Source organism: Rhodococcus sp. NPDC003383 (assembly GCF_053589115.1).
Map to the genome: position 1 here is coordinate 16,010 of NZ_JBSFRG010000050.1, position 19,172 is coordinate 35,181.

At 67.3% G+C, this 19,172-nt stretch carries 20 protein-coding genes; 18 read left to right on the plus strand and 2 right to left on the minus strand.

Annotated features, from left to right (window positions below; translation table 11 throughout):
* Positions 1-23 precede the first annotated feature (23 nt).
* From thrB to prfA, 4 genes are all read left to right on the plus strand, one after another.
* The gene (thrB, locus tag ACWDTS_RS27255; protein WP_248675227.1) at positions 24-953 is read left to right on the plus strand and encodes a homoserine kinase; all 930 of its coding nucleotides are present in this window, start codon (positions 24-26) and stop codon (positions 951-953) included.
* A gap of 342 nt (positions 954-1,295) precedes the next feature.
* Positions 1,296-3,284, plus strand: coding sequence for a transcription termination factor Rho (gene rho / locus ACWDTS_RS27260; RefSeq protein ID WP_450119406.1), 1,989 nt, complete (start codon positions 1,296-1,298; stop codon positions 3,282-3,284).
* Between the two features lie 121 nt (positions 3,285-3,405).
* Positions 3,406-3,639: a 50S ribosomal protein L31 gene (rpmE, locus tag ACWDTS_RS27265; protein ID WP_248675229.1), complete on the plus strand. Its 234-nt coding sequence runs from the start codon at positions 3,406-3,408 to the stop codon at positions 3,637-3,639.
* Between the two features lie 120 nt (positions 3,640-3,759).
* A complete protein-coding gene (gene prfA / locus ACWDTS_RS27270; protein WP_197252044.1) occupies positions 3,760-4,839 on the plus strand; it encodes a peptide chain release factor 1 in 1,080 nt (359 codons plus the stop codon).
* 54 nt (positions 4,840-4,893) lie between these two features.
* On the opposite strand, the gene ACWDTS_RS27275 is transcribed toward prfA, so the two are convergent.
* A complete protein-coding gene (locus ACWDTS_RS27275; RefSeq protein WP_450111369.1) occupies positions 4,894-5,340 on the minus strand; it encodes a hypothetical protein in 447 nt (148 codons plus the stop codon).
* A 204-nt stretch (positions 5,341-5,544) separates the two neighbouring features.
* On the opposite strand from ACWDTS_RS27275, the gene prmC reads away from it, so the two are divergent.
* From prmC to ACWDTS_RS27340, 13 genes are all read left to right on the plus strand, one after another.
* Positions 5,545-6,471 carry a peptide chain release factor N(5)-glutamine methyltransferase gene (gene prmC / locus ACWDTS_RS27280; protein WP_450119407.1) on the plus strand — a complete coding sequence of 309 codons (927 nt, stop codon included), beginning with the start codon at positions 5,545-5,547 and terminating at the stop codon, positions 6,469-6,471.
* Between the two features lie 49 nt (positions 6,472-6,520).
* Positions 6,521-7,183, plus strand: coding sequence for an L-threonylcarbamoyladenylate synthase (locus ACWDTS_RS27285; protein WP_197252041.1), 663 nt, complete (start codon positions 6,521-6,523; stop codon positions 7,181-7,183).
* Positions 7,184-7,202: 19 nt separating this feature from the next.
* Positions 7,203-8,429, plus strand: a complete 1,227-nt coding sequence (locus tag ACWDTS_RS27290; protein WP_307846184.1) for an MraY family glycosyltransferase — start codon at positions 7,203-7,205, stop codon at positions 8,427-8,429.
* 71 nt (positions 8,430-8,500) lie between these two features.
* Complete coding sequence (locus tag ACWDTS_RS27295; RefSeq protein ID WP_197252047.1) at positions 8,501-8,914, plus strand: hypothetical protein; 414 nt, start codon at positions 8,501-8,503, stop codon at positions 8,912-8,914.
* Positions 8,915-9,170: 256 nt separating this feature from the next.
* A complete protein-coding gene (gene atpB, locus ACWDTS_RS27300) occupies positions 9,171-10,019 on the plus strand; it encodes a F0F1 ATP synthase subunit A (protein ID WP_450111367.1) in 849 nt (282 codons plus the stop codon).
* A gap of 85 nt (positions 10,020-10,104) precedes the next feature.
* On the plus strand, positions 10,105-10,356 hold the full coding sequence (locus ACWDTS_RS27305) for an ATP synthase F0 subunit C (protein WP_068166623.1): 252 nt from the start codon (positions 10,105-10,107) through the stop codon (positions 10,354-10,356).
* Between the two features lie 11 nt (positions 10,357-10,367).
* Positions 10,368-10,928, plus strand: coding sequence for a F0F1 ATP synthase subunit B (locus ACWDTS_RS27310; protein ID WP_197252040.1), 561 nt, complete (start codon positions 10,368-10,370; stop codon positions 10,926-10,928).
* 5 nt (positions 10,929-10,933) lie between these two features.
* Entirely contained in the window at positions 10,934-11,770 is an 837-nt protein-coding gene (locus tag ACWDTS_RS27315) for a F0F1 ATP synthase subunit delta (RefSeq protein ID WP_197252039.1), read from the plus strand.
* Positions 11,771-11,832: 62 nt separating this feature from the next.
* On the plus strand, positions 11,833-13,476 hold the full coding sequence (gene atpA, locus ACWDTS_RS27320; RefSeq protein ID WP_197252038.1) for a F0F1 ATP synthase subunit alpha: 1,644 nt from the start codon (positions 11,833-11,835) through the stop codon (positions 13,474-13,476).
* A gap of 48 nt (positions 13,477-13,524) precedes the next feature.
* Positions 13,525-14,508 (plus strand): F0F1 ATP synthase subunit gamma, encoded by a 984-nt coding sequence (locus ACWDTS_RS27325; protein WP_197252037.1) that lies wholly within the window; start codon positions 13,525-13,527, stop codon positions 14,506-14,508.
* A 6-nt stretch (positions 14,509-14,514) separates the two neighbouring features.
* Complete coding sequence (gene atpD / locus ACWDTS_RS27330) at positions 14,515-15,963, plus strand: F0F1 ATP synthase subunit beta (protein ID WP_197252036.1); 1,449 nt, start codon at positions 14,515-14,517, stop codon at positions 15,961-15,963.
* 6 nt (positions 15,964-15,969) lie between these two features.
* The gene (locus ACWDTS_RS27335; protein ID WP_197252035.1) at positions 15,970-16,335 is read left to right on the plus strand and encodes a F0F1 ATP synthase subunit epsilon; all 366 of its coding nucleotides are present in this window, start codon (positions 15,970-15,972) and stop codon (positions 16,333-16,335) included.
* Positions 16,336-16,387: 52 nt separating this feature from the next.
* On the plus strand, positions 16,388-16,813 hold the full coding sequence (locus ACWDTS_RS27340; RefSeq protein WP_197252034.1) for a DUF2550 domain-containing protein: 426 nt from the start codon (positions 16,388-16,390) through the stop codon (positions 16,811-16,813).
* Between the two features lie 53 nt (positions 16,814-16,866).
* Here the strand turns inward: ACWDTS_RS27340 and ACWDTS_RS27345 are convergent, their stop codons facing one another.
* Entirely contained in the window at positions 16,867-17,439 is a 573-nt protein-coding gene (locus ACWDTS_RS27345) for a cob(I)yrinic acid a,c-diamide adenosyltransferase (RefSeq protein ID WP_197252033.1), read from the minus strand.
* A gap of 57 nt (positions 17,440-17,496) precedes the next feature.
* Between ACWDTS_RS27345 and murA the strand changes: the two genes are divergently transcribed.
* On the plus strand, positions 17,497-18,759 hold the full coding sequence (murA, locus tag ACWDTS_RS27350; protein ID WP_197252032.1) for a UDP-N-acetylglucosamine 1-carboxyvinyltransferase: 1,263 nt from the start codon (positions 17,497-17,499) through the stop codon (positions 18,757-18,759).
* The last annotated feature ends 413 nt before the right edge of the window (positions 18,760-19,172 follow it).

Here is a 19,172-nt window from a genome sequence, read left to right on the forward strand (position 1 = left end):
CCTCCTCTGTTGGGAATCACGACATGACGCAGACTCTGCCGGTAGGGATCTCGGTGACGGCCCGGGTTCCCGCGTCGAGTGCGAATCTGGGGCCCGGATTCGACTCGCTCGGTCTCGCTCTCGGGTTGTACGACGAGATCACCGTCACCACAACCGGATCCGGTCTCGACGTCCGCGTCGAAGGGGAGGGCGCCGAGGAGGTGCCGTGGGGCCCCACCCACCTGGTGGTGCGTGCGGTGGAACGTGGCCTCGAAGCCGCGGGTGTGTGGGCCGACGGCCTGGAGATCGTGTGCCGCAACGTCATTCCCCATTCGCGGGGTCTGGGGTCCTCGGCATCCGCCGTCGTCGGCGGGCTCGCCGCGGCGAACGGCCTGGTGCGCAAGGTCGCGCCGGAGCGGGCACTGGACGACGCGCAGCTCGTGCAGCTCTCCTCCGAGTTCGAGGGGCACCCGGACAACGCGTCGGCGAGCGTCCTCGGCGGTGCCGTCGTATCGTGGAGCGAAGCCGGTGTCGACGCCGAGCAGCGTGTCTACCGGGCCGTGAAGCTGGCCGTGGACCCGGCGATCAAGGTCGTCGTGCTGGTCCCGTCGGTCCGCTCGTCGACCGCGCACACCCGCGGACTGCTGCCCGATCTCGTGCCGCATCGCGACGCGTCGTTCAACGTCAGCCGCGCCGCACTGGCGGTGGTCGCGCTGACCCAGCGTCCCGACCTGCTGATGCCCGCGACCGAGGACATGCTGCACCAGGGGCAGCGGGCTCCGGCGCTGCCGCTCACCACCAAGTGGATCGCGCGGCTCCGCGAGGCGGGAATCGCCGCCACGGTGTCCGGAGCCGGACCCACCGTGCTGGCGCTGACGACCGAGCCGTTCCCCGCCGAACTGCGCGCTGCGGCGGAAGCGGACGACCTGACGGTCCTCGAACTCGAGGTCGCCGGCGGGGTCGAGGTGATCTGAGCCTCCTTGCGGGGCCGGGAACACGCCGGGGCGGGATCGCGTTCTTGCTCAACGTACAGTTCGTCGCTATCCTGTGCTTTGTCCGCACGTCGTGCGTTTCAGCCGTCGGCTCTTCAGGATATTGTCTCCAGCTCCATCGGAGCGCCAGATCCTGACCGACCCTCACATGTCCTCGTTCCAGGGGTCAAGGGACTGTAACTGCCGGGGGATGGCGTGATAGCGGACGTGCCGACCGTTCGATCCTGTGAACAGTTAGGCAAATCCCGGATCGGTGCACGAGCTGATCTGTGGGAACGAACCCTCGACTCTGCGTGGCGCGAGTGAGGGAAGGAAAGGATCTCCGTGACCGATACGGATCTGATCGCTACGCCTGTTCTCGACGTCCCGGGGTCATCCGCGGGGGAGCAGGCGGACGATTCTTCGCAGACCTCTTCGCCGCGCGCCGCTGGGCGTCGCGGCGCCGGCCTCTCGGGCATGGTGCTCGCCGAGCTGCGGGCCCTCGCGGCCGAACTCGGCATCAAGGGCACCTCCGGGATGCGTAAAGGCGACCTGATCGCCGCGATCAAGGAACGCCAGGGCGGGGGCGTGTCGAGCGCTCCGGCCGCAGACAAGGCGGCGGTGTCCGAGGCGCCCGCCGAGACCACGCGACCGGCGCGGACGCGCCGGACGCGTACGGCCGCACCGGAAAGCGCCGACAACCAGCCGAAGGCCGAAGCTGCCGAGCAGCCGAAGGTCGAGGCTGCCGAGCAGCCGAAGGTCGAGGCTGCCGAGCAGCCGAAGACCCAGGTCGAGGCCGGCGAGCGTCCGCAGGGTGACGGCGAGGTCGAAGCCCCCCGCCGCGGTCGTCAGCGTCGCGGTCGCCGTGGTGCCGAGCAGGCCACCGAACAGGGTGAGCAGGATCGGAAGACCGAGGCTCCGGCCCCGGAGCAGGCCCCCGAGCAGGGTGGACGCGGCGAGGACAAGGGCGAGGGCGACGGCCGCCAGCGGCCTCAGCGCGACCAGGGCGACCGTGCCCAGCGCGAGGATCGCGGCCAGGGCCCGCGCCAGGACCGCGACAACCGCGGTGGCGAGGACGAGGAAGGCGGCCGCGGCCGCCGGGGTCGTCGCTTCCGTGAGCGCCGTCGTGGGCGTGACCGCGGTGAGGCGACCGGCACCGATTCCCGCGAGCCCGAGATCCGCGAGGACGACGTCCTGCAGCCCGTCGCAGGCATCCTCGACGTCCTCGACAACTACGCGTTCGTGCGGACCTCCGGCTACCTGGCCGGCCCCAACGACGTGTACGTGTCGATGAACATGGTGCGCAAGAACGGCCTGCGCCGCGGTGACGCGATCACCGGTGCCGTCCGGGTCCCGCGCGAGGGCGAGCAGAGCAACCAGCGGCAGAAGTTCAACCCGTTGGTGCGTCTGGACTCGGTCAACGGCGGTGAGGTCGAGGCGGCGAAGCGTCGCCCCGAGTTCAACAAGCTCACCCCGCTGTACCCGAACCAGCGGCTGCGTCTCGAGACCACGCCGAATGTGCTCACCACCCGCGTGATCGACCTGATCATGCCGATCGGCAAGGGCCAGCGTGCACTCATCGTCTCGCCGCCGAAGGCCGGTAAGACCACGGTGCTGCAGGACATCGCGAACGCGATCTCGACGAACAACCCCGAGTGCTACCTCATGGTCGTTCTCGTCGACGAGCGTCCCGAAGAGGTCACCGACATGCAGCGTTCGGTGAAGGGCGAGGTCATCGCCTCGACGTTCGACCGTCCGCCCTCAGACCACACCTCGGTCGCCGAGCTCGCCATCGAGCGGGCGAAGCGCCTGGTCGAGCAGGGCCGGGACGTCGTGGTGCTGCTCGACTCGATCACCCGACTCGGGCGCGCGTACAACAACAGCTCGCCGGCATCGGGACGCATCCTGTCCGGTGGTGTCGACTCGACCGCGCTGTACCCGCCGAAGCGGTTCCTCGGTGCTGCCCGCAACATCGAGAACGGCGGTTCGCTCACCATCATCGCGACCGCGATGGTGGAAACCGGTTCGACCGGCGACACCGTGATCTTCGAAGAGTTCAAGGGCACCGGCAACGCCGAGCTCAAGCTCGACCGCAAGATCGCCGAGCGCCGCGTGTTCCCGGCGGTGGACGTCAATCCGTCGGGTACCCGCAAGGACGAGCTGCTCATGAGCCCCGACGAGTTCGCGGTGGTGCACAAGCTGCGCCGCGTGCTCTCCGGACTCGATTCGCACCAGGCGATCGATCTGCTCATCGACCGGCTCAAGAAGTCCAAGAGCAACGTCGAGTTCCTCCTGCAGGTCGCCAAGACCGCGCCCGGGGCGCTCGAGGACTAGAAGCGCGGCCCGGGGAATTTTTTCCCCGGGCAGGCGTTTGGCATAATCGAACAGCTGAGTCCGGTCCCGGTTCACGTCTTCGAACGGCGAAGGCGACCCGGCGGCCATCGAAAGGGACACCATGAAGGCAGGAATCCACCCGAACTACGTGGCGACGACCGTCGTCTGCGGTTGCGGGAACACGTTCGAGACGCGCAGCACCGCCGAGTCCGGCCGGATCACGGTCGAAGTTTGCTCGCAGTGCCACCCGTTCTACACGGGCAAGCAGAAGATCCTCGACACGGGCGGACGCGTTGCCCGCTTCGAGGCTCGCTACGGCAAGCGCGCCCCGAAGAAGGCCGCTGCCGACAGCTAGCAGCCCTGCCGACGCCCGGTTCTGTCATCGTCACAGACCGGGCGTCGGTGTTTTCACAGGCTTTTCCCGTTCGCGTGCACCGATACGCGAACAGCACGACAGACAGAGTGGAGCGAACCCATGGCGGGGCAGACCAAGCCGTCGGCCGTCGACGACATCCTGGCCGAACACGCGGGTCTGGAACAGCAGTTGTCCGATCCGGCACTGCACAACGACCCGGCGGCGGCGCGTCGCGTCGGCAAGCGTTTTGCCGAGCTCGCCCCGGTCATGGCGACCTACACGAAGCTGAAGACCGCCCGCGAGGATCTCGAGGCGGCCCGTGAGCTGGCGTCGGACGATTCCGCGTTCGCCGCGGAGGTCCCCGGTCTCGAAGAGACCGTCGCCGAACTCGAGAAGACGCTCACCGACCTGCTCGCTCCGCGCGACCCGCACGACGGCGACGACGTCGTCCTCGAGGTGAAGTCGGGGGAGGGCGGCGAGGAATCCGCCCTGTTCGCGGCGGATCTGGCCCGCATGTACACCCGGTACGCCGAGCGTGCCGGCTGGCGTGTCGAGGTCCTCGGCGCCACCTACTCCGATCTCGGTGGCTACAAGGACGCGACGCTGTCGATCAAGTCGAAGACCGACGTGCGCGACGGCGTGTGGTCACGCCTGAAGTTCGAAGGTGGCGTGCACCGCGTGCAGCGTGTGCCGGTCACCGAATCGCAGGGCCGGGTCCACACGTCCGCCGCAGGCGTGTTCATCTACCCCGAGCCGGACGAGGTCGAGGAAGTGCAGATCGACGAGAACGATCTGCGTATCGACGTGTATCGCTCGTCGGGCAAGGGCGGCCAGGGTGTCAACACCACCGACTCGGCCGTGCGCATCACCCACCTGCCCACCGGAATCGTCGTGACCTGCCAGAACGAGCGCTCGCAGCTGCAGAACAAGGCTCGCGCCATGCAGGTTCTCGCGGCCCGCCTGCAGGCCGCCGCCGAAGAGGCCGCCGAGGCCGAGGCGTCCGCGGACCGCGCCAGCCAGGTCCGTACCGTCGACCGGTCCGAGCGCATCCGCACCTACAACTTCCCCGAGAACCGCATCACCGATCACCGGATCGGGTTCAAGGCGCACAACCTCGACGCCGTGCTCGACGGCGACCTCGACGCTCTGCTGGACGCGCTGGGGCAGGCCGACCGCGAAGCCCGGCTCGCCGCGGAATAACGGTCGAAGCCGGGCCCGGATCGTCGTCTGCGGTGAGGCCGGATCGGCCACGGCCTATTCGGTTGCGGGACGAGGCGTGGCAGGAATGTCGCTGAGGTCGAAGCCCGGAAGCAGGAAGCAGGACTCGCCGTCGGCGTTCTCGTGGGTGCCCCACACGGCGCTCACCACGAGGCCTTCTCCCGTCTCGACGACGACGGCGGGTTCCTCGTCGTCCACCGGACCCGGGAACGCGCCTGTGCCCTGCTGCAGCGTCGACAAGTTGAGCCAGGCGACCTGGCCACCGCCGCTGCCGTCCTGCTCGATCTCGTACTCGATCTCGTCGGTCGCGACATCCTCTTCGTCGACGACCGTCTCGGTGTCCACCGGCCCGATTCCCGCGGGGCATCCGATCGGGATCGGCTGGACATCGATGGGCACGGCACCCGAGAGTGCGGGTGCCGTGAGCGCGGCGGCGCCGGTAGCAGCGAGAATCGTCAATCCGCGAACAGTCCGTGTCTTCACGAGAAATCCTTTCCGTCGACAGAACCGACCCGAAGGTATCGGTCACTCTTCTGTTTCCCGCCCGACACGTTCTTCAATCCGCCGCCGACCGGCCTGCTGCTACCGCTGCCCGGCGGGTCCGAGGGTCGACCCGGAACGGTTACGGGCGTGCCGACCCCGACCTGTCCGTTCTCCGATCGTGACCGGCATGGCAGTCTGTACGCCGTGAATCGTCAACCTCTGCGCCTGGCCATCATCGAGGCGGTGTCGGTGCTCGAGGAAGCGGGTGTGCCGAGCCCCCGCGCGGACGCCGAACTGCTCGCTGCGCACCTGCTCGGAATCGAACGGACCAGGCTGGGCCTGGTGCCGTTGGTCGATACTGCGATGGTCGACGCCTACCGGGCGATGATCGCCCAGCGCGCCAAGCGGATCCCGCTGCAATACATCACCGGGACCTCGGCGATGGGGGAGATCGACCTCGCCGTGGGACCCGGGGTGTTCGTGCCGCGTCCCGAGACGGAACTGCTGCTCGGCTGGGCACTGGCGTTCCTCGAGAGCTACCCGCGGCGGTCCCCGGTCGTGCTCGACCTGTGCACCGGTTCCGGTGCGCTGGCCCTGGCGATCGCGCACGCCCGGCCGGATGCGGTCGTCCACGCGGTCGAGCTCGAGCCGAAGGCGCTCGCGTGGGCCCGGCGGAACGCCGAGTACCGGGCGTCGCAGGGCGACACCCCGATCGTGCTGCACCAGGGTGACGTCACCGACCGCGAGCTGCTCACCGAACTCGAAGGCGGCGTCGACTTGATCGTCGCGAACCCGCCCTACATCCCCGAAGGCGCCGAACTCGAGCCCGAGGTCATCGACCACGACCCCCATTCCGCGCTCTTCGGTGGCCCCGACGGGTTGTCGGTCATCAAGCCGATGGTCTCCAACATCGCGCGCTGGCTGCGTATCGGAGGAGCCGTCGCCGTCGAACACGACGACACCAACGGCGCGCAGACCGCAGAGCTGTTCGCCCAGCGCCGGGTGTTCGGCGAGGTCGCCGAACACCCCGATCTGGCGGGCCGGCCGCGATTCGTCGTCGCGATGCGGGTGCCCACGGACGTCGAGGCGCAACGCGCCCGTGCAGCCAAGGGAACCGGAGCGGACGCGTGACGGAACAGGGTGACGTCGGGCACGCAATCGCGGATGGAAGGATGGTCGCGTGAGCACCGTCTACGACTGCAGTAAGCCGGATTCCCGATCAGCAGGCATCAACGCGGCACGTGGTGCCCTGAAGGCGGGCAGGCTCGTCGTGGTGCCGACCGACACCGTCTACGGAATCGCCGCCGACGCCTTCGACGGCGACGCGGTGGCGAGTCTGCTGCGCGCGAAAGGTCGCGGGAGGGACATGCCGGTCCCGGTGCTCGTCGGCTCGTGGAACACCATCGACGGCCTGGTCAGCACGGTCCGTCCCGAGGCCCGGGAACTCATCCGGGCGTTCTGGCCGGGCGGGCTCAGCCTCGTGGTGCCCCAGGCGCCGTCACTCGCCTGGGATCTCGGAAACACCCGCGGCACGGTGATGCTGCGGATGCCGCTGCACCCGGTGATCCTCGAACTGCTGCGCGATGTCGGCCCGCTCGCCGTCTCGAGCGCGAACGTCTCCGGGCAGCCGCCGGCCGCGGTCGTCGAGGACGCCCGCCGGCAGCTCGGCGCCTCGGTGAGCGTCTACCTCGACGGCGGACCGTCGGAGCACGCGGTCGCCTCGACCATCGTCGACATGACCTCGGACCGTCCGCGCATCCTCCGCGAGGGCGCCGTGCCGATCGAGGACATCGCGGAGGTGCTGGGCGAGGACCCGGCCCGTCTGCGCCCCGGCGGGGAGTGACGGGCAGGGACCTGCGTAGGTGACTTCCGTCGACACTGCCCTGGTGCTGGCCCAGTCGGGCCGCGGCGCCGGTGTGCCTCTCCGCGAACTGCTGCTGGTGCTGCTCACCGCCGCTGTCGTGACGTTCCTCGCGACCGGGCTCGTCCGGATCGCCGCGATCCGGTTCGGTGCCGTCGCGGCACCCCGCGAACGCGACGTACACGTGATTCCGACGCCCCGGCTCGGTGGCGTCGGCATGTATCTCGGGCTCGTCGCCGGTTTGGTCTTCGCGCAGCAATTGCCCGCGCTGACACGGGGATTCGAATACACATCCGACATGAGCGCGGCGCTCGTGGCAGGGTCGATCATCGTCGTCGTCGGCATCATCGACGACCGCTGGGGTCTCGACGCGCTGACGAAGTTCGTCGGCCAGGTCACGGCCGCGGGGGTGCTCGCGGTGATGGGGGTGAGCTGGATCGTCATCTTCGATCCGTTCAGCGGCAACACCCTCGTCCTCGACCAGCTGCAGGGCGGTCTGATCACGGTCGCGGTCGCGGCGGTGATGATCAACGCGATGAACTTCGTCGACGGTCTCGACGGTCTCGCCGCAGGTATCGGGCTCATCGCTGCCGTCGCGATCTGCCTGTTCTCCGTGGGACTGTTGCACGACCAGGGCGGCGACGTCAGCGCCTACCCGCCGGCACTGATCGCCGCGGCCCTGGCCGGTGCGTGCCTGGGCTTCCTGCCGCACAACTTCCAGCCGGCCCGGATCTTCATGGGCGACTCGGGATCGATGCTCATCGGACTCATGCTCGCCGCGGTGTCCACGAGCGCTTCCGGCAGGATCCCGCTGGCCGCGTACGGCACCCGCGACCTGCTCGGTCTGCTGTCGCCGCTGCTCCTGGTCGGCGCCGTCATGTTCATCCCGATCCTGGACCTGCTGCTCGCCATCGTGCGGCGCACCCGGGCGGGTGTCAGCCCGTTCAGCCCGGACAAGATGCACCTGCACCACCGTCTGCTGCAGATCGGTCACTCGCATCGGCGCGTCGTGCTGCTCATCTACCTGTGGGTCGGCGTTCTCGCGTTCGGCGCGGTCGGATCCGCCCTCATCGATCGCCGCGCGGTGGTGCTGCTGACCGCGGCGGGATTGGTGTTCGCGCTCGTCGTCACCGCGGTGCCGGCGCTGCGTCACAGTGACGCCGAGTCCCGCGGTGACGGTCCCGATCCGGTGCACGGGGCCGGGGGAGGCGACGGCGAGGTCGGTTAGGCTTGATACCCGTGACCTCTTCCGATCAGCCTGCTCAGCCACTTCCCGCCCTGCCCGATCCGTCGGCGCCGATGCGCGCGGCCGTCCGGTACGGCGCGCTCGGGTTGGTCGCCCTGACGGTGGTGTCCGCCGTGATCTCCGTGCTCGTCGCGGGAATGCCGGGCCTGTGGGGTGCCTTGATCGGCGCGGCCGTCGGCGGCGGGTTCATCCTGTTCACGGCGCTCGGGGTGCTGCTCACCTCGCGCCTGCCCGCGACGACCGCCGGGGCGGTGCTGCTGGGCACGTGGCTGCTCAAGCTGATCCTGGCGATCGTGGTGATGGCCCTGCTCAAGCCCCTGGACTTCTACAGCAAGGGTGCGCTGGTCCTGACGATCGTGTTCGCTCTGGTGATCGTGCTGGGCGCGGAAACGTACGGCGTGGTGTCGCAGCGGGCGCTGTACGTTGTGCCCGATTCGGGTAATGCGGGGAACGACGAACGGGAGTAGTCGCCCTTGTCAATTCCCTACAGCGTCTGTACCCCCCTACGCGTTGTCGTAGATGTGTTGCTAGGGTAATGCCAAGCGAGTTGCGACCAGCCGGTAGTCCTGAGGGGCCGTCGCGGTTGTATCTTTGCAGGCGGTCGTGTTCAAATGGCCGCCGAGTCGACGAGAGTCGCCGACACCGACAGACGCGGGGCCGATCAGATAGCCCACAGCAGCTGGCGAATACGCGAGCCGACCTTGTCGACTTGTTGGATCGTCAATGTCCGATCGAACCGCAGACGGCAATGCCTGCGGCCGACTACGGGAGAGAGCGCTGAGCGTCACCACCTTGGCAGCCGGAGAATTCCACGCGCCGTCACTAGCCGATTTCTTTCCACCAGCAGTCCTGTTCGAGGGCACCCCCTTCGAAATGGACCGGCTGATGCTCATCCGCGTCGTCGTCGCCGTCCTCGTTGCGGCGTTCTTCGCGTTCGCTCTGCGCAGCCCGAAGATCGTTCCGCGCGGCGTGCAGAACGTCGCCGAGATCATGATCGACTTCGTTCGGATCAACATCGCCGAGGACATCCTCGGCAAGGAACAGGGCCGTCGCTTCCTGCCGGTTCTCGTGACGATCTTCTTCCTCGTCGCCGGACTGAACCTGACGTCGATCATTCCGTTCCTGAACATCTCGTCGAACGCCCGCATCGGCATGCCGCTCGTGCTCGCCGCTCTCGCGTACGTCGTCTTCAACTACGTGGGCATCAAGAAGTACGGCTTCTTCCGCTACGTCAAGAGCAGCATCGTCATCCCGAACCTGCCGCCCGCGCTCCACGTGCTCGTCATCCCGATCGAGTTCGTCTCGACCTTCCTGCTGCGGCCGTTCACGCTGACCATCCGTCTCATGGCCAACATGCTGGCCGGCCACATCATGCTGGTGCTGTTCTTCAGCGCGACCCAGTTCTTCTTCTTCTCGTCCGAGGGCGCGATGAAGCTGTTCGGTATCGGCTCGCTGATCGGTGGCGTCGCGTTCACCTTCTTCGAACTGCTGGTCATCGTGCTGCAGGCCTACATCTTCGCGCTGCTGACCGCGGTGTACATCGACCTCGCGCTGCACGCCGAAGAGCACTAGCCGAACTGCACCACCACACAACATCACAGACTGACTCGGTTACCGATCCCCGGGGCCGAGCCACTAGAAAGGGAATGGAACACCAATGAGCGTTGCGCTTCAGGCAGTCGAGATCCTCGCGCAGGAAGAGACCACCTTCAAGGGTCTCGGTGCCGTCGGCTACGGCCTCGCCGCCATCGGCCCGGGTGTCGGCATCGGCATCGTCGTCGGTAAGGCGATCGAGGGCATGGCCCGTCAGCCCGAGATGGCCGGACAGCTGCGCACCACCATGTTCCTCGGTATCGCATTCACCGAGGCCCTCGCGCTGATCGGCATCGTTGCCGGCTTCATCTTCTGATCGTCGCGACCATGGCTGACAGCATCCTGTTGCTCGCGGAGGAGGCGGAGACCCATAATCCGCTCCTGCCCGCGACGTACGACATCGTTTGGTCGCTCGTCGCCCTGATCATCGTCGGTCTCGTCTTCTGGAAGTACGTGCTTCCGCTGTTCCAGAAGGTCCTCGACGAGCGATCGGAGCAGATCGAAGGCGGCATCAAGAAGGCGGAGGAGGCACAGGCGGAAGCCGCTGCCGCGCTCGAGCAGTACCGCGCGCAGCTCGCCGAGGCCCGTACCGAAGCGGCGCAGATCCGCGAAGAGGCCCGTGCCCAGGGTCAGCAGATCATCGCCGACATGAAGGCGCAGGCCCAGGAGGAGAGCGACCGCATCGTCGCTGCCGGCCACGCTCAGCTGCAGGCCCAGCGTCAGCAGATCGTGACCGAACTCCGTGGCGATCTCGGCCGCACCGCCGTCGACCTGTCCGAGAAGATCATCGGTGAGGCTCTCTCCGATGACGTCAAGCGTGCCGGTTCCATCGACCGCTTCCTCAGCGAGCTCGAATCCCTCAGCGCTGACTCTGCATCCGGAAAGTGAGCACCATGTACGCAGCAAGCCGTGAGGCACTCGCTCATACGCGATCCGCGCTGCAGGACGCCTTGGCGTCGAGCACCGCATCCGCTGGTGCGGGTGCCGCGACTGCCGCTGCGGCACAGGCCGGCTCCGATCTGTTCTCGGTGGTCGAGGTGCTCGACGGCCAGCGCACCCTTCGCGGTGCGCTGGCGGACGCCTCGACCCCGGCGGCAGCTCGCCAGGCGCTGGCCGAGCAGGTCTTCGGGGGCAAGGTTTCGGCCGCGGCCCTGGCGACCGTCAAGGCCGCGGTGGGCCAGGACTGGTCGGCGCAGTCCGACCTGACCAACTCGCTCGTTCAGCTCGGCCGCGAGGCCCTGCTGAAGGCGGCGGAAGACCAGAACCAGCTGGACACGGTCGAGGACGAGCTGTTCCGGCTCGGACGGATCGTCGCCGGCAGCGGGGAACTCGAGCAGGCTCTCTCCGACCGCAGCACCCCCGTGCAGGCCAAGCGCGAGCTCCTCTCGCGCCTGCTGTACGGCAAGTGCACGGCGGTCACCGAGGCTCTGGCAGTTCAGGCCGTCGGGCGCCTGAAGAAGGCCCCGGCCGACACGTTCGACGAGCTGTCCGCTCTCGCTGCAACTCAGCGGGACCGCGAGGTCGCCCACGTGCGCAGCGCCGCCCCCCTCAGCCAGGCTCAGACCGAGCGCCTCAGCGCGATTCTGACCCGCACCTACGGGAAGCCTGTGACGGTCCACGTCGAGGTCGATCCCGAGCTCCTCAGTGGATTGGTCGTCCGGGTGGGCGACGAGGTCATCGACGGCACAGCTGCGGGACGACTCGCGGCCGTGCGGAAGAACCTCACGTAGTCCACTACCGAACACACACCTAGAGATCTTTTCGAAGACCAGATACCGAGAGCAGGAAGAACATGGCGGAGCTGACGATCTCCTCCGACGAGATCCGTAGCGCGATTGACAATTACACCGCGAGCTACTCCCCGGAGGCCTCCCGCGAGGAGGTCGGCGTGGTCGTCGACACCAGTGACGGCATCGCGCACATCAGCGGCCTCCCGTCGGCGATGGCCAACGAGCTGCTGGAATTCCCCGGTGGCGTGCTGGGCGTGGCCCTCAACCTCGAGGCCACCGAGATCGGCGCCGTTATCCTCGGCGACTTCCAGGACATTGCTGAGGGCCAGGAAGTCAAGCGGACCGGCGACGTTCTGTCGGTGCCGGTCGGCGACGGCTACCTCGGCCGCGTCGTGAACCCGCTGGGTCAGCCGATCGACGGCCTCGGCGAGATCGAGTCCACCGAGAACCGCGCCCTCGAGCTGCAGGCCGCGACCGTGCTGCAGCGCCAGCCGGTCGAGGAGCCGCTGCAGACCGGCATCAAGGCCATCGACGCGATGACCCCGATCGGCCGCGGCCAGCGTCAGCTCGTCATCGGCGACCGCAAGACCGGTAAGACCGCGGTCTGCATCGACGCGATCCTCAACCAGAAGGCCAACTGGGCGACCGGCGACCCGAAGCAGCAGGTCCGCTGCATCTACGTCGCGATCGGCCAGAAGGGTTCGACCATCGCGGGTGTCAAGCAGGCCCTCGAGGAGAACGGCGCGATGGAGTACACCACCATCGTCGCGGCTCCGGCCTCCGACTCCGCCGGCTTCAAGTGGCTGGCCCCCTACACCGGTTCGGCCATCGGCCAGCACTGGATGTACCAGGGCAAGCACGTCCTCGTCGTGTTCGACGACCTGACCAAGCAGGCCGAGGCGTACCGCGCCATCTCGCTGCTGCTGCGTCGCCCGCCGGGACGTGAGGCCTACCCCGGTGACGTGTTCTACCTGCACTCCCGTCTGCTGGAGCGTTCGGCGAAGCTGTCCGACGAGCTCGGCGGCGGTTCGCTGACCGCGCTGCCGATCATCGAGACGAAGGCCAACGACGTGTCGGCCTACATCCCGACGAACGTCATCTCGATCACCGACGGCCAGGTCTTCCTCGAGTCCGACCTGTTCAACAAGGGTGTCCGCCCCGCCATCAACGTCGGTATCTCGGTTTCCCGAGTCGGTGGCGCCGCCCAGACCAAGGGCATGAAGAAGGTGTCCGGTTCGCTGCGTCTGGAGCTCGCGCAGTTCCGTGAGCTCGAAGGCTTCGCCGCCTTCGCGTCGGACCTCGATGCCGCGTCGAAGGCTCAGCTCGAGCGCGGTCAGCGTCTCGTCGAGCTGCTCAAGCAGGACCAGTACGCGCCGATCGCCGTCGAGGACCAGATCGTCTCGATCTTCCTCGCCGGTGAGGGTGTCTTCGACTCCGTTCCGGTCGAGGACGTGCGTCGCTTCGAGACCGAGCTCCTGGAGGATCTGCACCGCAGCGCCGCAGGCGTCTACGAGCAGATCGCCGGCGGCAAGGCGCTGTCCGACGAGTCGATCGAGGCCCTGCACGCCGCGACCGCCAAGTTCAAGGAGGGCTTCATCGCCTCCGACGGCAGCCGCGTCGTGAACGAGGCCGAGGCCGCCCCGCTGGGCGCCGAAGAGGTCGAGCAGGAGCAGGTCTCCGTCAAGCGCACCACCGTTCGCAAGTGAGCGGGGAGACCATGACCGAGCGTCCAGTGAAGGGAGTGTGATCGACGAATGGCTAGCTTGCGTGAGCTGCGCTCGCGGATCAAGTCGGTCAACTCGACCAAGAAGATCACCAAGGCGCAGGAACTGATCGCGACTTCGCGCATCACCAAGGCCCAGGCTCGGGTTGCCGCGTCGAAGCCGTACTCCGAGGAGATCACCAAGGTCCTCTCGGAGCTGGCGAGCGCGTCGGCGTCGTTGGATCACCCCCTGCTCAACGAGCGCGAGAACCCCAAGCGTGCCGCCGTGCTGGTCGTGACCAGCGACCGCGGTATGTGCGGTGGTTACAACTCCAACGTCCTCAAGGAAGCCGAAGAGCTGCGTCAGCTGCTCATCAGCGAGGGCAAGGAGCCGGTGCTGTACGTGCTGGGCGGCAAGGGCCTGGCCTACTACACCTTCCGTGAGCGCCCGGTCGCGGGTGCGTGGACCGGCTTCTCGCAGGCTCCGCGCTACGCGGACGCCGCGAAGGCCAGCCGCCACCTGGTGGAGCTGTTCATGGCTGGGTCCGGTTCCGAGGTTCCCGACCCGAACGGTGTGGGCACCATCGAGGGCGTCGACGAACTGCACATCGTCTACACGCGTTTCGTGTCGATGCTGACGCAGACCCCCGAGGTCCGCCGTATGGCGCCGCTCGAGGTGAGCATCACCGAGGACGAGATCGACCTCGGCGAGGACATGCTGTCCGACGGCCACCGCGCGTCGGGCAACGAAGGACCGCGTGCCGGGTACAACTTCGAGCCGGAGGCCGGGACGCTGCTCGCGGCACTGCTGCCGAAGTACATCAGCACGCGTATCTTCGCGTCGCTGCTGGACGCGGCCGCTTCCGAGTCGGCCGCTCGCCGTACCGCCATGAAGGCCGCGACGGACAACGCCACGGAACTGGTGAACACACTCAGCCGACAGGCCAACCAGGCCCGCCAGGCCCAGATCACCCAGGAAATCAGCGAGATCGTCGGCGGTGCCGGTGCGCTCGCCTCGAGTGCAGGAAGTGACTGAACCACAATGACCGCAGCAGTAACCGACAACAACGCCGGTGCGGCGTCGGCCCTTGCCGGGCGCGTCGTCCGCGTCATCGGCGCCGTCGTCGACGTGGAATTCCCGCGTGGCGCCGTGCCCGAGCTGTTCAACGCCCTCCACGCAGAGGTCACTCTGCCGACCGTGGCGAAGACCCTGACCCTCGAGGTCGCGCAGCACCTGGGTGACAACCTGGTCCGCACGATCTCGATGCAGCCGACCGACGGCCTGGTGCGCGGCACCTCCGTCGTCGACACCGGTCGCCCGATCTCCGTTCCCGTCGGTGACGTCGTCAAGGGCCACGTGTTCAACGCCCTCGGTGACTGCCTCGACGCGCCGGGCACCGGCCGCGACGGCGAGCAGTGGGGCATCCACCGCAAGCCCCCGGCCTTCGACCAGCTCGAGGGCAAGACCGAGATCCTCGAGACCGGTATCAAGGTCATCGACCTGCTGACCCCGTACGTCAAGGGCGGCAAGATCGGTCTGTTCGGTGGCGCCGGTGTCGGCAAGACCGTTCTGATCCAGGAGATGATCACCCGTATCGCGCGTGAGTTCTCCGGCACCTCGGTGTTCGCCGGCGTCGGCGAGCGCACCCGTGAGGGCACCGACCTCCACCTCGAGATGGAGGAGATGGGCGTTCTCCAGGACACGGCCCTCGTGTTCGGCCAGATGGACGAGCCGCCGGGAACGCGTATGCGCGTCGCCCTGTCCGCGCTGACCATGGCGGAGTACTTCCGCGATGTCCAAGGCCAGGACGTGCTGCTGTTCATCGACAACATCTTCCGGTTCACCCAGGCCGGTTCCGAGGTTTCGACCCTGCTCGGTCGTATGCCTTCGGCCGTGGGTTACCAGCCGACGCTGGCCGACGAGATGGGTGAGCTGCAGGAGCGCATCACCTCGACCCGTGGTCGTTCGATCACCTCGCTGCAGGCGATCTACGTCCCCGCCGACGACTACACCGACCCGGCGCCGGCCACGACCTTCGCGCACCTCGATGCGACCACCGAGCTCTCGCGTCCGATCTCGCAGATGGGTATCTACCCCGCTGTGGACCCGCTGACGTCGACCTCGCGCATCCTGGAGCCCGGCATCGTCGGTGCCGAGCACTTCCGCGTCGCCAACGAGGTCAAGCGGATCCTGCAGAAGTACAAGGAACTGCAGGACATCATCGCCATCCTCGGTATGGACGAGCTCTCCGAAGAGGACAAGGTCCTCGTCGGCCGCGCCCGTCGCCTGCAGAAGTTCCTCGGCCAGAACTTCATCGTCGCCGAGAAGTTCACCGGTGAGCCCGGTTCGGTCGTGCCGCTGCGCGACACCATCGAGGCGTTCGACCGCGTCTGCAAGGGCGAGTTCGACCACCTTCCGGAGCAGGCCTTCAACAGCTGCGGTGGACTCGACGACGTCGAGGCCGCAGCCAAGAAGATCGCCGGAAAGTAGTCCGACATGGCTGAGATGACCGTTGACATCGTTGCCGTCGAGCAGCGTGTGTGGTCGGGTTCGGCGAAGCTGGTCTCCGCGCAGACCACCGAAGGCGAGATCGGCATCATGCCCGGACACGAGCCGGTTCTCGGCCAGCTCGTCGAGGGCGGCGTCGTTGCCGTCACGACCGTCGACGGTGAGCGCATCGTCGCTGCCGTGCACGGCGGTTTCCTCTCGGTGACCGCCACGTCGGTGACCGTGCTCGCCGAGGACGCGGACCTCGTTCAGGACATCGACGTGGAGGCCGCCAAGGCGGTCCTCGCCGAGAGCCAGGACGAGGCAGAGATCGCAGCGGCCAAGGGTCGCCTGCGGGCCGTCGAGCGCGCCTGATCGAGAAGAACTACGAGAAGCCGCGACGGAGCCACGAGAAGTGACAATAGGAATGATCGTTCTAGTCATTCTTGTTGTGCTGCTCGCGGGCGCCGTCGCGGCTTTTCTGTACCGTCTTCGCAAACTCCGCGGCGGTGGAACCGCCGCGATCCTCCGGGTCCTGCCCAACAACGCCGGCAACGGCTGGCGGCACGGCATCATCCGGTACGGCGAGAACAATCTCGTCTTCTACAAGCTCTCCAGTCTCCGTCTCGGGCCGGATTCCCGGATCACCCGCCGAGGCGTCGAGGTGCGCGAACGTCGCAAGCCGGAGGGCAACGAGTACGACATCATGACCGAGGACATCGTGATCCTCGAGCTGGCCGACGGCACCGACGTCTTCGAGGTCGCCTTCGACACCGGAGCGCTGACGGCGTTCCTGTCCTGGGTCGAGTCCCGTCCGTCGAATCGGTCGCAGCGCCGCCGCCCCAACACCTGACCCCCGGTGCGCGGTTTTGGTAGCAGCAGCTACCGAAACCGCGCACGAGCAGGTCAGGCGCCGGCGCCCGGCTTCCACAGGACGTCGCCGTCCGGGTTCGCGAGCCGGCCCAGAATGAACAGCAGGTCGGACAGCCGGTTCAGATACTTCGCCGGCAGCACGTTCGTGTCGTCCGGATGCGTATCCACAGCCGCCCACGCCGAGCGTTCCGCCCGCCGCGTGACGGTGCGGGCGGTGTGCAGCAACGCCGCCAGGGGAGTGCCCCCGGGAAGAATGAAGGAGTTCAGCGGCTCGAGTTCCTCGTTGAACTCGTCGCACCATCCTTCGAGGCGATCGATGTAGGCCTGGGTGATCCGCAGCGGCGGATACTTCGGGTTCTCGACAATTGGAGTCGACAGATCCGCGCCCGCATCGAACAGATCGTTCTGGATCTGCCGCAGGACGGGCACGAAACGCTCGGGTGCATCGCCCAGTGCAAGCGCGACGCCGATCGCGGCGTTCGCCTCGTCGCAGTCCGCATACGCAATCAGTCGCGGGTCGTTCTTCGATACTCGGGAAAAGTCACTGAGCCCGGTCGTTCCGTCGTCGCCGGTGCGGGTGTAGATCCTGGTGAGGTGGACAGCCATGGCCGTCACGGTACCGGCTCGGGTGGTATCCCGGAGGCCTCGTTACGCTGTGGCGTTGTGAGTGAACGCTTTCTCGTCACCGGTGGTAGCCGGCTCGTAGGTGAGGTCGTCGTCGGTGGCGCCAAGAACAGTGTTCTGAAGCTGATGGCCGCCGCGTTGCTCGCCGAAGGCACCACCGTCATCACGAATTGCCCCGATATTCTCGACGTTCCCCTGATGGCGGAGGTCCTCCGCGGACTGGGTTGTGTCGTCGAGCTCGAAGGCGACGAGGTTCGCATCACGACGCCCGCGCAGCCGCAGTACCGGGCAGATTTCGCGGCGGTTCGGCAGTTCCGCGCATCGGTATGTGTGCTCGGGCCGCTCGTCGCACGCTGCCGACGGGCCGTCGTCGCACTACCGGGCGGTGACGCGATCGGTTCCCGTCCGCTGGACATGCACCAGACCGGCCTGCGTCTTCTGGGTGCGCACAGCACGATCGAACACGGCTGCGTCGTCGCCGAGGCCGACGACCTGCACGGCGCCACCATTCGCCTGGCGTTCCCGTCGGTGGGTGCCACCGAGAACATACTGATGGCGGCGGTGCTGGCGAAGGGTGAGACCACCATCGACAACGCCGCCCGGGAACCGGAGATCGTCGATCTGTGCAACATGCTCGTGCAGATGGGTGCCCGGATCAGCGGGGCAGGAACGACGACGCTGCGGATCACGGGTGTCCCTTCGTTGGAGCCGACGACGCACCGCTGCATCGGTGACCGGATCGTTGCCGCGACGTGGGGGATCGCCGCCGCCATGACGCAGGGAGACGTCCGGGTTCGCGGCGTCAATCCCAAGCACCTCGCACTCGTGCTCGACAAATTGCGCGCGGCCGGCGCCGCGGTCACCCCCGAGGTCGACGGCTTCAGGGTCGTCCAGAACGACCGGCCCCGGGCGGTCAACTTCGCGACATTGCCCTATCCGGGATTCCCGACCGACCTGCAGCCCATGGCGATCGGGCTCGCCGCGGTCGCCGACGGAACGTCGATGATCACCGAGAACGTGTTCGAAGCGCGGTTCCGGTTCGTCGAGGAGATGGTTCGGCTCGGCGCCGATGCGCGGACCGATGGTCATCACGCAGTGGTTCGGGGAGTCGAGGAACTGTCGAGTGCGCCGGTCTGGTCGTCCGACATCCGGGCAGGTGCGGGTCTCGTCCTCGCCGGCCTGTGCGCGGACGGGGTGACCGAGGTCCACGACGTCTACCACATCGATCGCGGCTATCCGCGGTTCGTGGAGATCATCAAGGAGCTCGGCGGCGGAATCGAACGCGTCGGGACCGACTCCTGACGATGTGCTGCGGGTCACCCGGACGAGATCGGCGCGGACCGCGTCCGACGACTGGCCGTGACCAGGCAAAACGCGGCGCACCAACCTCGTGACCAGGCGATTTGGAAACGACTTGATCCTCCCGTAACTTATTCCAGGTCAGAGCGACACGGACACCGACCCGGACCTGAGGGACCGGGACAACGAGGTTGGACGAAGGCGCCTGAACGATTTCCCCCGACACAAACCTTCTGGTAAGGTTGGTGTCCGCGCCGGAAGCCGAAAGGCTTGGCGGCGACGAACAAGTCACCCCTGAACGAGCGAATGCAAGATTCGTAAGCGATGGTGTGTGCGTGTTCTTTGAGAACTCAACAGTGTGCCGATGAATGTCAGTGCCAAATTTTTTTGGTGCGACCACTTCACATTTATGTGGG